This is a genomic window from Limnobacter parvus, from assembly GCF_024623725.1.
In the GTDB taxonomy this organism is placed as follows: Bacteria; Pseudomonadota; Gammaproteobacteria; order Burkholderiales; family Burkholderiaceae_B; genus Limnobacter; species Limnobacter parvus.
On record NZ_JANKHG010000017.1, the window covers coordinates 136,101 to 148,627 of the forward strand.

Annotated in this window: 10 protein-coding genes; 7 read left to right on the forward strand and 3 right to left on the reverse strand. The window is 51.9% G+C overall.

Translation table 11 applies throughout. The annotated features are described in order from the left end of the window. The first annotated feature begins 4 nt into the window (after positions 1–4). On the forward strand, positions 5–598 hold the full coding sequence (locus NSP04_RS07760; protein ID WP_257511774.1) for an isochorismatase family protein: 594 nt from the start codon (positions 5–7) through the stop codon (positions 596–598). Positions 599–676: 78 nt separating this feature from the next. Beyond that, the gene (locus tag NSP04_RS07765; protein WP_257511775.1) at positions 677–1,006 is read left to right on the forward strand and encodes an H-NS histone family protein; all 330 of its coding nucleotides are present in this window, start codon (positions 677–679) and stop codon (positions 1,004–1,006) included. A 338-nt stretch (positions 1,007–1,344) separates the two neighbouring features. Here the strand turns inward: NSP04_RS07765 and NSP04_RS07770 are convergent, their stop codons facing one another. Both NSP04_RS07770 and gltX read right to left on the reverse strand, forming a co-directional pair. Then, the gene (locus NSP04_RS07770; protein WP_257511776.1) at positions 1,345–2,556 is read right to left on the reverse strand and encodes an O-succinylhomoserine sulfhydrylase; all 1,212 of its coding nucleotides are present in this window, start codon (positions 2,554–2,556) and stop codon (positions 1,345–1,347) included. Next, positions 2,553–3,974: a glutamate--tRNA ligase gene (gene gltX, locus NSP04_RS07775; RefSeq protein WP_257511777.1), complete on the reverse strand. Its 1,422-nt coding sequence runs from the start codon at positions 3,972–3,974 to the stop codon at positions 2,553–2,555. Before gltX ends, NSP04_RS07770 begins: the two co-directional genes overlap by 4 nt. Before the next feature lie 71 nt (positions 3,975–4,045). On the opposite strand from gltX, the gene NSP04_RS07780 reads away from it, so the two are divergent. The 5 genes from NSP04_RS07780 to NSP04_RS07800 are packed head-to-tail and all read left to right on the forward strand — an operon-like array spanning position 4,046 to position 11,232. Next, complete coding sequence (locus tag NSP04_RS07780) at positions 4,046–4,687, forward strand: YcbK family protein (protein WP_257511778.1); 642 nt, start codon at positions 4,046–4,048, stop codon at positions 4,685–4,687. A gap of 39 nt (positions 4,688–4,726) precedes the next feature. Next, complete coding sequence (locus NSP04_RS07785; protein WP_257511779.1) at positions 4,727–7,009, forward strand: ABC transporter substrate-binding protein; 2,283 nt, start codon at positions 4,727–4,729, stop codon at positions 7,007–7,009. Next, on the forward strand, positions 7,009–7,986 hold the full coding sequence (locus NSP04_RS07790) for an ABC transporter permease (protein ID WP_257511780.1): 978 nt from the start codon (positions 7,009–7,011) through the stop codon (positions 7,984–7,986). The genes NSP04_RS07785 and NSP04_RS07790 overlap by 1 nt, the downstream gene beginning before the upstream one ends. Before the next feature lie 14 nt (positions 7,987–8,000). After that, complete coding sequence (locus NSP04_RS07795) at positions 8,001–9,398, forward strand: ABC transporter permease (RefSeq protein ID WP_257511781.1); 1,398 nt, start codon at positions 8,001–8,003, stop codon at positions 9,396–9,398. Positions 9,399–9,402: 4 nt separating this feature from the next. Beyond that, positions 9,403–11,232: an ABC transporter ATP-binding protein gene (locus NSP04_RS07800; RefSeq protein ID WP_257511782.1), complete on the forward strand. Its 1,830-nt coding sequence runs from the start codon at positions 9,403–9,405 to the stop codon at positions 11,230–11,232. A 4-nt stretch (positions 11,233–11,236) separates the two neighbouring features. On the opposite strand, the gene NSP04_RS07805 is transcribed toward NSP04_RS07800, so the two are convergent. Then, a complete protein-coding gene (locus tag NSP04_RS07805) occupies positions 11,237–12,448 on the reverse strand; it encodes a transglycosylase SLT domain-containing protein (RefSeq protein ID WP_257511783.1) in 1,212 nt (403 codons plus the stop codon). Positions 12,449–12,527: the final 79 nt, after the last annotated feature.

The following is a 12,527-nucleotide window of genomic DNA, read 5'->3' on the forward strand; positions in this document are numbered from 1 at the left end:
TCGAATGTTATTGAATCAAGAATCTAGTCAGTTGGTTTTAATTGATTATCAGGAAAAACTGATGCCAGCCATTCATCAGGCTGATGAGGTATTCCGCAACGCAATAATTTTGGCAACGCTTGCCAAGAAAATGAGGGTGCCTGTATTCGGTACCGAGCATGTACCCGAGAAAATAGGTGCCTTCGTGCCTGAACTCGCAGCGTTGTGTAAAGCAACCATGCGTAAAACGCATTTCACCGCCTGCCCGGAAGGTTTGATCGATTTGCTAAGTGGCAAGTCGAATACTGGCAATGCCCGTAGTCTGCCCAAACATCTTCAGAAAAGTGTGCAGGAATCAGAAAGACCCAGCATTGTTATTGCGGGTGTTGAGGCGCATGTGTGTTTGCTTCAAACTGCGCTAGATTTGCTTAATGAAGAAATGGAAGTGTGGGTGGTGACTGATGCATGTGGTTCCCGAACAGAAAGAAACCGCGACGCTGCTTTCGATCGTTTGGCTGGTAATGGCGCAGAACTGGTGACCACAGAAATGGTTATTTTTGAGTGGCTGGAAAGCGCTGAAAACGAGCATTTCAAGTTTGCACTTGATTTGATTAAGTAAAATAATAAATTGACGTTTGTGATTAATGCAGAAATTAATTACAATCAAGTTTGTTAATTAACTATTTATAAGATAAAAATGAAAAAATTAAATTTGTCAGCTTTAAGTGCCAGCGAACTACAGCAATTGAAGTCCGATATTGAAAAAGAATTGACTGAGCGCAGCTCTAAACTAGAAGCCATTGAAGAAGTTAAGAAGCTGGCTGCGTCGAAAGGGCTGAAGCTCGAAGAGCTTTTTGCTGAGCTGGGTGGCGGCAAGGCCAAAGGAAAGCGTGAATTAGGCCCAGCGCCTGTTCGTTTCCGCCATCCTCAAGATTCTAGCTTGACTTGGTCTGGTCGCGGCAAGCGCCCCAACTGGATGAAAGATGCATTGGCCAAGGGCATGTCCGAAGACCAAATGCGCGTCTAAGTAAGCTGTTTGCCCGTTGTTCAAAAAAGCCGCTGGTTGCGATCAGCGGCTTTTTTATGGGTGTTTTGGGGTTTGATGTAGCAGAGTTGGATTCAGCCTGAGTGCCTTATCACCTTCTTATTGCATCATTGAGCTTAATTCGGCTTGAATGTCGCATCACCTCGCCTATGCAAGTATTCTGATTCCGGCTTAGTGCTGCAGTCGATACCTTAGCCAAAACCCGCGAGTCACGGATTTGTTTCAGCATTCGCGAAGTTCGCAGTGCAGACTTTCTGGCGGAGGAGGGCATGTGATTTCGCAAATGCCTGAAAAAATACCCAGCGATTTGACGCCGCGCCTTAGCCCAACCCGCGTACCAAGTCTTTCTTCAAATCCACCACATCTTCAAGCCCAATCGCCAAGCGAATCAACCCTTGCTTGATGCCAGCCGCCTCGCGTGCTTCAGGGCTAAGCCTTCCATGCGTGGTTGTGGCTGGGTGGGTAATGGTGGTCCGCGTGTCGCCCAGGTTGGCAGTAATCGACATCAATTGGCTGCTGTCGATTACTTGCCATGCTTTTGTACGTGCTTCGTCTTCATTCGCAGCTTTCACTTCGAATGAAACAATGGCACCGCCGGTTTTCTGTTGCTTCATGGCCAGTTCATGCTGCGGGTGGCTTTTCAAGCCCGGGTAATACACCTTGCTCACAGCAGGGTGCGCTTCCAGCCAGGCGGCCACTTCAAGCGCAGCGGCAGATTGTGCCAACATGCGAATATTCAGTGTTTCAAGACCCTTGAACAACACCCAGGCGTTGAAGGCAGAAAGCGTGGGGCCAGCCGTTCGTAACACCGGCAGAATTTTGTCTTTCAACAAATCTTTGGGGCCACAAATGGCACCACCCAGCACACGGCCTTGGCCGTCCAGGTATTTGGTGGCGGAATGAATAATGATTTCCGTGCCAAAGTCGACTGGTTTTTGCAAAGCAGGGGTGCAGAAGCAGTTGTCCACCACGTTGTAAATACCGTGCTTTTTGGCTAGGTCGCTAAGAGCCCTCATGTCCAGAATTTCAGTCAGCGGGTTCGATGGCGTTTCGCTGTAAAACAGCTTGGTGTTGGGCTTGATCGCCTTTTCCCATGCTTCCATGCTGGTGCCGTCCACAAACGTGGTTTCGATGCCAAAACGCGCCAAAATATTCACGAACAATTGCACCGTGGCGCCAAACAGCGCTTTCGAGGCAATGATGTGATCGCCTGCATTCAGCAAGCCCATGCAGGTGGTGGTAATGGCAGCCATACCGCTGGAAGTGGCCAGGCAGTATTCCATGTCTTCAAGCACGGCCAGGCGTTGCTCAAACATTTGCACGCTGGGGTTGGTAAAGCGCGCGTACACATTGCCTTCTTCGGTGCCTGCAAAACGGGCAGCAGCTTGCGCTGCAGAATCGAAAACAAAGCTCGATGTTAAAAACATGGCTTCCGAGTGCTCGCCAAATTCAGTGCGGTGACTGCCAGCGCGAATGGCCTGCGTGGCGGTGGCCCATTCGGCAGGGTTGGCTTTGGTTTTTTTGTCGCTCATGATTGCAATCCTTGCGCAATTCGAGTTTGTACAGTTTGCTTGCCCAACAGGTTCATCACCTTGTCGATTGAAGGCGTTTGGGTAATGCCCGTCAACATCAAGCGCAGCGGCATGGCCAACTTGGGCATTTTCAAGCCGTGGGTTTTGATGGTGGTTTTCACCAGACCGTTTAGTGCTTCCGCATTCCAGTCCACGCTGTTGAGGCCTTCATTGAACTCAGCCAATGCAGCGCGCACGTTTTCCTCAGCCAGCATCGGTGCCAATTCTTCCGTATTCACTTGCGGCACGCGGTAAAACAGGGCGGCTTCATCGCGCAATTGCAACAAAGTGGAAGCGCGTTCCAACACCACGTCCAGCACTTCGGCCAGTTTCGGACCTTCAAATGCATTCACCCCATCTTTTTCGAGGCGAGTTTGCAAATCAGAAAGCAACATTTCTTTGGGCGCCGACTTCATGTAATGGGCATTCACCCACTTCAGTTTTTCCGGGTCGAATTGCGCAGCCGATTTCGACAGATTTGTTGAATCAAACCACTGTACCAATTGCTCGCGGCTGAATAATTCATCGTCGCCGTGGCTCCAGCCCAGGCGGGCCAGGTAGTTGATCATCGCATCGGGCAAAAAGCCTTCTTCGTGATATTGAACTACGCTTACCGCGCCGTGACGTTTCGACAATTTTTCGCCATCGGCCCCCAGAATCATGGGGATGTGGCCATATACGGGTTGCTCGCCACCCAGCGCTTTCAAGATATTGATTTGGCGTGGGGTGTTGTTGATGTGGTCATCGCCGCGAATAACGTGGGTAATTTTCATTTCCCAATCGTCGACCACCACGCAGAAATTGTAGGTGGGTGTTCCGTCCTGGCGGGCGATAATCAAATCGTCCATTTCTTCGTTGTTGATTGAAATGGGGCCTTTCACCAGGTCGTCCCAAATCACCGCACCACTCAGCGGATTTTTGAAACGTACAACCGGCTTAATGTCTGCGGGTGGCGCAGGCAGCACTTTGCCCGCCTCTGGGCGCCAAGTGCCGTCATAACGAATGCGTTGGCCATTTTCTCGTTGCTTTTCACGCATTTGATTCAACTCGTCTTGCGTACAGTAGCAAAGGTAGGCGTCGCCTTTTTCAAGCAGTTTGTCGATCATGGCTTTGTAGCGATCCATGCGCTGCATCTGAAAAAACGGGCCTTCGTCGTAATCCAGGTTCAGCCAGGCCATGCCATCCATAATGGCTTGCACCGCTTCAGGGGTCGACCGTTCAACATCGGTGTCTTCCACGCGAAGAATGAACTGCCCTTTGTGATGGCGGGCAAATGCCCAGCTGTACAAAGCTGTTCTGGCTCCACCCAAATGCAGGTAGCCGGTGGGGCTGGGCGCAAAACGGGTTCGAATTGTTTGAGTTTGACGATCTGTAGACATGGATTAGTGACTTTTTTTCAAAGAACTTATATTATAAGTTCAAGTAAATTCTTAGGTTGTGGCAACAAGTTATGGCAATGCACAAATTCGACCGTCGTTCATTCATCAGGGCTGTAAGCACTTTGGCTGTAATTGGCTCCGTGGATACCTTCCTGAACCGGGGCGTATTGGCTGCAGGCTCTGATCTAGTTCCCCCGCCTGATCTGTTCGATCCAGGGTTGGTTGACCTGACTTTTTGGTTGCAGCCACGCACCCTGGAAATGGTACGCCCGCAGTCGGGCGAACGCCTGAACATAACTTACTGGAAAGACGGACATCTTAACCCAATCGCCTACGAACAGATTTGTGGATTGCTTCGAGACGTGCAGGCAAATCAGATTTTCCGCATGGACACTCAAATTATTGACACCCTGTGGGCTGCACAGGCTTTTGTGCGCCGCTATGGCTTTTCTGCACCCGTGGAAATTACCTCCGGCTACCGCAGCCCCAAAACGAATTCCCGTTTAATTGAGGCTGGTTTGCCAGCCGCCCGAAATTCACTGCACCTGAAAGGCCAGGCGGTTGATTTCCGTTTGCCCGGCTTGCATCCCAAGGTACTGGGTGAACTTGTCGAGGGGTTCCGCACGGGTGGCGTGGGCTTCTATTTCCGGGTGGGTTCAAAAGGTGGCTGGATTCACGCCGACACTGGCCCGGAACGCAAATGGCGTGGTTAAATAAGCCATCTAAAAAAACAACAGTGCGAGGGTGGTTTTTTGGCAGTTTTCAGTCGCATTACAGGCAGTTTCGCAGTAGCGGTGGCTTTGTGCCTGTCGCTTGCTGCTTGTGGCAAGGCGCCCAACAATCCTTACGTTGAAACTGCGGAAGACAAAAAACTCAACACCCTTTACACCGCATTTACGGCGCGTCCCAAGCACTTGGACCCCGCGCAGTCGTACACCTCTGATGAGGCAGAGTTCACCTATCAAATTTACGAGCCGCTGTTTCAATACCATTACCTGAAACGCCCTTATCAGCTTGAGCCCTTGGCCGCTGCTGAAATGCCCACACCTGTTTATCTGGATGAGGCCGGCAATGCATTGCCAGATGACGCACCGCTGGATGCAGTAAAAACCAGTGTGTACACCATCAAGCTGAAACCCGGCATTTTGTACCAGCCGCACCCAGCATTCGCAAAAGATGCGCAAGGTGATTTCGAGTACCACCAGCTTGGCGACGAGGCCAAAAATTACAGCAGCCCCTTGCAGTTTGAAAATCAAGGCACGCGTGAATTGACCGCCCATGATTATGTGTATGAAATCAAGCGCTTGGCCAGCTCCCGGATTGTGTCCCCAATTCTTGGCCACATGGGCGATTATGTGGTGGGCTTGGGGGAATTGTCGAAAACCCTGCAAGAACACGACAAGGTTCTGAAAGAAAAAATCCAGAAAGAAACAGGCAGCACTTTCCCGCCAGCCACGGCTGACTTGCCTTGGCTTGACCTGCGCCAGTTCGATTTACCCGGTGCCAAGGCGCTGGATGACCACACACTTGAAATTCGCGTGAACGGCAAGTACCCGCAGTTTATTTTCTGGTTGGCAATGCCGTTTTTTGCTCCAATTCCCTGGGAGGCCGACGCTTTTTACAGCCAAAAGGGTTTTGTAGAAAACAACTTAGTGCTGGACTGGTGGCCCGTGGGTACGGGTGCCTACATGCTGACCGAAAACGACCCGAATTCCCGCATGGTGTTGTCGCGCAACCCGAACCACCGGGGCGAGCCTTACCCAGCTGAGGGTGAGCCTGAAGATGAAGCAAAAGGTTTGCTGGCCGATGCAGGCAAAACAATGCCCTTTATTGATCGTGTCGTGTTCACGCGCGAGAAAGAGGGAATTCCTTACTGGAACAAGTTCTTGCAAGGTTATTACGACACGTCGGGTGTAAGCGCAGACACATTTGACCAAGCCATTCGCGCCAGCGCGGAAGGGGACGCAGCGCTAACCCCGGAAATGCAGGAAAAAGGCATTCGCCTGGAAACTTCGTTGGCCACCAGCATGTTTTACCTTGGGTTCAACTGGTTAGACCCAGTCGTCGGGCCCGGCACCACAGCGGAAGATGCACGCCGCGCCAAGTTGCTTCGCCAAGCCATCGCAATTGCGGTCGATTGGGAAGAGTTCTCGCAGATTTTCACGAATGGTCGAGCGGTGCCTGCGCATGGGCCAGTGCCCCCGGGCTTGTTTGGTTACGAGGAAGGTGAGGCAGGCTACAACACGCAGGTGTACAACATCATTGAAGGCAAGCCCATGCGCAAACCGATTGAAGACGCGCTGGCTTTGTTGAAGCAGGCTGGTTATGAAAATGGCGTGGACCCTAAAACCGGCCAGCCTTTGACGCTGGCGCTGGACACCACAGGCGGTGGTCCTGGCGACAAAGCCCGCTTTGACTGGTACCGCAAACAGTTTGCGAAATTGAATATGCAGCTCGACATTCGAGCCACCGACTGGAATCGCTTTCAGGAAAAAATTCGAAAGGGCAATGCGCAATTGTTCTTTCTGGGCTGGAATGCCGATTACCCCGATCCAGAGAACTTTTTGTTCCTGCTTTACGGCCCGAACAGCCGTGCAAAAACAGCCGGCGAGAATGCCTCCAATTATTCAAACGCCCAATACGACGCCATGTTTGAACGCATGAAAACCATGGCAAATACCGAGGAGCGGGCGCAGATTATTTCTGAAATGACTGACTTGGTGCAAGACGATGTGCCTTGGTTGTTCGCCTTTGTGCCGCAGCAGTTCGGTTTGATTCACGAATGGTATGGGAATGTGAAACCCAACGATTTGGCCCGCAACAGCATTAAGTACAAAACCATTGACTCAGCCAAACGCGATGAAGCTCGCGCCGAGTGGAATAAGCCCGACTGGTGGCCCATACCGGTGTTGCTGATTGGTTTGGCTTTGTTCATTTGGCCGGCGTGGGCCGCCTGGAAACGTCGGGAACAATCCATCGGAATTCGTGAAGATTTGGCTGGCACTCTGGCAAACGGCGCGGAGGGCAAACACTGATGAGCAATTACCTTGTTCGCCGCGTGTTGTACGGCTTGTTGGTGTTGTTGGGCGTGAACCTGATCACTTTCGTGCTGTTTTTCCAAGTAAATAGCCCCGATGATATGGCCCGAATGGCCTTGGGGGGCAAACGGGTTGCGCAGGAATCCGTGGACCAGTGGAAGCGCGAACGCGGCTACGATTTGCCTTTGCTTTACAACAGTCAGGCGGATGGCACTGGCAAGTTGGCTGAAACCATTTTCTTTCAAAAATCAGTGCCGATGTTTATTGGCGAATTTGGCACCTCTGATGACGGCCGCAACATCGCCAATGAAATCGCAAAGCGAGTTGGCCCCAGTTTGGCTTTGGCAGTTCCGGTGTTTATTCTTGGTTTGTTTTTAAACATCGTGTTGTCGCTGTTGCTCACTTTTTTCCGTGGCACCTATCTGGATTTAACAGGTGTGGTGTTGTGCGTGTTGGCCATGTCGATTTCGGGGTTGTTTTACATTATTGGCGGGCAATATTTGTTTTCGAAAACCTTGGCGCTGGTTCCAATTTCAGGCTACGACTCTGGTGTAGAAGCTTGGCGGTTTTTGATTCTTCCTGTGATCATTGGCGTGGTCAGTGGGCTGGGTGGTGGCACGCGCTGGTACCGCACCATTTTCCTTGAGGAAATCAATAAAGACTATGTTCGCACGGCGCGCTCCAAGGGTTTGTCAGAGGTGCAAGTGCTGGGTCGCCACGTCTTGCGCAATGGCCTAATCCCGATTCTTACTGGTTCCGTCACAGTGATTCCTTTGCTGTTTATGGGCTCGCTGATTTCCGAATCCTTTTTTGGCATTCCCGGCTTGGGCAGTTACACCATCGAGGCCATTCAGTCCCAAGACTTTGGCGTGGTTCGTGCCATGGTGTTCATCGGCTCGGCACTTTACCTGGTGGGTTTGATTTTGACTGACATTGCCTACACCATTGCGGACCCTCGGGTTCGTCTGGCATAAGGAGCGCCAGCCACATGATGCCCACTTTCTTGCTGACCGACGTTTTAATCTGGCTGCTGGTGTTTGGCGTTTTGGCCTACGCCCGCAGTGTGGTCAAAAGCCCGCTTTCCCGCGCCTCTTGGGGCTTGGTGTTTCAATCAAAAATTGCCAGTGCCAGTTTGGTTATTTTGTTGTTGGCGGTGTTTATTACGCTTTTGGACAGCGTACATTTGCGCTTGAATTCCGAACAGCAAAGCCGGTATGCCAGCCCAATTATTTCGGTATTGGATGTCGCTTTGGGGCCATTGGCTTACGAGCGGGAAAAGTCGTATTCAGCGCCGCTGGCCACGCGTGCCTTAAGCAAAGAAACCATGGAGGTCAATGGCAAGCCGGTGCGAGATTACGCCCGTTTGCAATTTGGTGGTGCGCATTTGGCGGATGAAAGCCAAAAGAGCGCGGACCTCTTAAAACGCGCGTATCAAGGGGCTTTGGGCGGTGCAGTGTTGTGGGCATTTTTCTTGGCCGCACTGTGGATTATTCGCAGGGCCATGGCAGATGCTTCCCAACAAAACAGCATTTCTGTGTTCACCGGAAGCGGAGCCTATCAAGCCGTGGTGTGGACCCTGTTTGTACTGTGCATATTCGGCGGTGTGATCTGGAAGTGGGCCGAGGCTTACCATGTGCTGGGCACCGACAAAGTGGGTGTGGACGTGTTCTACATCGCCTTGAAAGGCCTGCGCACGGCCATGGTGATTGGCTTGCTAACCACACTACTTACTTTGCCAGTTGGCATTGCGATGGGTTTGGCCGCAGGTTATTTCCGTGGTTGGATTGATGATGTGATTCAATATATCTACACCACGCTGAATTCAATTCCTTCTGTGTTGCTGATTGCCGCCACTGTACTCATGCTTCAGGTGGCGCTTGATTCCAATCCCGAAGCTTTTGCCTCGTCGATTGAAAAAGCGGACCTTCGCCTGTTTTTCCTCTGTGCCATCTTGGGCTTGACCAGTTGGACAGGACTTGCTCGATTGATTCGCGGTGAGGTTCTAAAAATGCGCGAGCAAGATTACATTCTGGCGGCGCGGGCCAGTGGGGTTTCCAGCGTAAAAATCCTGTTTTCACATTTAATGCCAAACTTGATGCACCTGATCTTGATTGCCATGGTGATGGATTTTTCCGGCTTGGTATTGGCCGAAGCGGTGCTTAGCTATGTGGGTGTCGGCGTTGACCCCAGCACTTTCAGCTATGGCACCATGATTAATGCGGCGCGGCTTGAATTAAGCCGTGAACCGGTGGTGTGGTGGAGCCTTGTGGCCGCCTTTGTATTCATGTTGTTGCTGGTGTTGTCGGCCAACCTGTTTGCCGATGCGGTGCGCGATGCATTCGATCCACGCGCGCGCCAGTTGAAACAATCTTTGGTAAGGGTGTAAGCGTATGGGTTTGCTGAACATCCACGGATTAAGTACCCGCCTTGCCAGCGAGGCAGGTTGGGTGCATGCACTTGATGATTTGTCGTTGGCCATTGAAAAAGGCCAAACTTTTGCATTGGTGGGTGAGTCGGGTTGCGGCAAGTCGATGACGGCACTCAGCATTGCACGCCTGTTGCCCGACAGCGGTGCGATTGTGGCTGGCCAGGTGAAGTTAAGCGAAGGCACTGCTAACACCGATGTATTGCGCATCAGTGAAACCGCCATGCGTACCTTGCGGGGCAAGCGCATTGCCATGATATTTCAGGAGCCGGGCACCAGCCTGAATCCGGTGATGACTGTAGGCGACCAGCTGACCGAAATCATCAGCCTGCACACAGGCGCCAGCAAGGCACAAGCTTTGAAAGAGGCTGAAGAATGGCTGGGTCGCGTGGGCATTCCCGAGCCAAGAAAGCGCTTGCAGCAGTATCCGTTCGAAATGTCGGGTGGGCAAAAGCAGCGTGTCATGATTGCCATGGCCTTGAGCGTAAAGCCAGATCTCTTGATTGCCGATGAACCCACCACCGCTTTGGACGTGTCCATTCAGGCGCAGGTACTCGACTTGCTGAAAACCCTGCAACGCGAGCAGGGCATGGCCATGCTGTTGATTACCCACGATTTGGCCATTGTGAAACAAATGGCCGACACCGTGGGTTTGATGTACGCAGGCCAGCTTGTTGAAAAAGCCAGCACTGCAGAATTTTTTGCAGCACCACGCCACCCTTATGCGCATGCGCTGGTGAAGTCGTTGCCCAGCCAAGCCCAGCGCGGTAACGCCCTGTATGCGCTGGAAGGGCGTGTGCCCTCGCTGGTGAACCCCAAGCCAGGCTGCAGGTTTGCCGCGCGTTGCATGCATGCGCAGGAAAACTGCAATGAATCCACGCCCCAGTTAACCTTTGCAACTGAAACCCATGAAGTGCGTTGCTTCTACCACGCTGATTTGTCATTCCAAAAGCCCGGTTCAGAAACTACAATTTCGAATGATGAAAATATTTTTGGTGGTTCATCCAAAGTGGTGCTTCAAACCGTTTCTTTGTCGGTGGCATATCCCGAAAAGGGTGGTTTGTTGCGCCAGCAATTCAAGCCCGTGCTGAACAAGCTCGATTTAACATTGTTGCAAGGCCGCACGGTGGCCTTGGTGGGTGAATCAGGTTCAGGCAAAACCACAGCAGCCCGCGCATTGCTAGGGCTGTTGGGGAGCAACGCCAAAGTGGGTGGTGATGTGCTGATGGACAGCCGCCCGCTTCGCCAATGGACTGAACGTGGCCCTCAAGGTTGGCGATCAAAAATTCAATTTGTATTTCAAGATCCGTTTGCATCACTAAACCCACGCCACCGAATCGCAGAAATTCTAGAAGAGCCCTTGCTAAGCCTGCGGCCCGACATGGATGCAGCGGCACGCACAGCCCGTGTGCTCAAAGTGATTGACCAGGTCAGCATGCCCGAAGAGGCCTTGGCACGTTTTCCGCATGAGTTTTCAGGCGGGCAGCGGCAGCGAATTGCAATCGCACGCGCGCTGGTTTCAGAACCCAAAATTTTGATTTGTGATGAACCCACTTCCGCATTGGATGTGTCAGTTCAGGCCCAGATATTGAACCTGCTGAAACGCCTTCAAAATGAAACTGGCGTGGCCATGCTGTTCATTACCCACAACCTGGCGGTTGTGCAATATTTGGCTGATGAAGTGGTGGTGCTAAGGCAAGGGGAAGTGATCGAGCGAGGTTCGGCGGTGCAGTTGTTTTCCAACCCGCAGCACGCCTACACACGGCAGTTAATTAATGCAGCACCGGTGCTGTAACTGATCAGGATTCCCAGCTGCCAGGCTTTGGCGTGTTGGGAATGCTTAGTTTCATGCCAGGCTTGATCGGCTTCTTTTTGCTTAATCCGTTGATCCGTGTAATGTCATTTACCTTCACATCGAACTGCTCGGCAATCTCACTGAGCGTATCGCCTTTTTTCACTAAGTAGCTGGTGGTCGGTTTGGGCGGTTTGTATTGCTTCAGACCCGCATTAATTCTGTCTGAATACTCAATCGGTACCAACAATGTGTCGCTGTGCGCAGCGTACATCACAGGTTGGTTCAAGCCGGGGTTCAGTTTCCGGATTACACCCAGTTCAATGCCGGCCAATCTCGCCACTTCCCGCAGGTCTAGATCCGTATTTCTTTTAATTTTTACGAAGTACGGTTTGTTCGGGAACTCCGGTAGCTGTATTCCAAACTTTTCTGGCGACTGAATCAGGTTTTTCAAGGCCTGAAGTTTGGGAATGTAATGCCGAGTTTCCAGTGGCAGGTCCAGATTGTCCACGGTGATTTCCAGTCCTGCCTCCTCGGCTTTCTTTATCGCCCTCAAAACCGAACCTTCACCCCAATTGTAAGAGAGAAGCGCCAGGTGCCAGTCGCCATGCATGTCGTACAGGTAGGTGAGATAATCCAGTGCTGCACGGGTTGATGCCACCAAATCCCGGCGCTCGTCGACCCATTTGTTTTGCTTCAAATCAAACTGCCGGCCTGTGCTGGGTATGAACTGCCACAATCCTTCTGCCGCAGAAGGTGAACGGGCATGTGGATTGAATTGGCTTTCCACAAACGGTATCAGCGCCAGCTCTGATGGCATGCCACGTTTGGCGCATTCCTGTGCAATGTAATAAATGAAGGGCTCGGATCGCATCAGCATGCGCTCGACCATGCGTTTGTTTTTTCGCAAAGCCTGTTCGCGCACCGCGACAGCGTGGGTGTCCAGGTCGGGAATGGAAAAGTCTTTCCGAATGTCGCCCCACACATCGCCTGCTTCCCTGGAAAAATCAAGGGTGACTAGGCTCAACGGACCCGACATTTTCAGTTCAAGCTTGGCCGTGGGCGAAATCAAACCAAACAGTTGTTCACCTTCATTCTCGGCATTCATCGCAAGCTGGTGCTGTGTAGCCCCGCTTGCGCCGGCAGTCCCATGCACGCCTGAAAGCCCTGTCATCGCAGCAAAAAGAACCCAGACGAGCTGGCTGTGCGCAGCGCTCACTAGGCTTATGCTTCGATTTATGAATGAGTTGAATTTCAAAGAAATGGGTCGCCTGATTGGCTTTGTTCGAACAGGATGA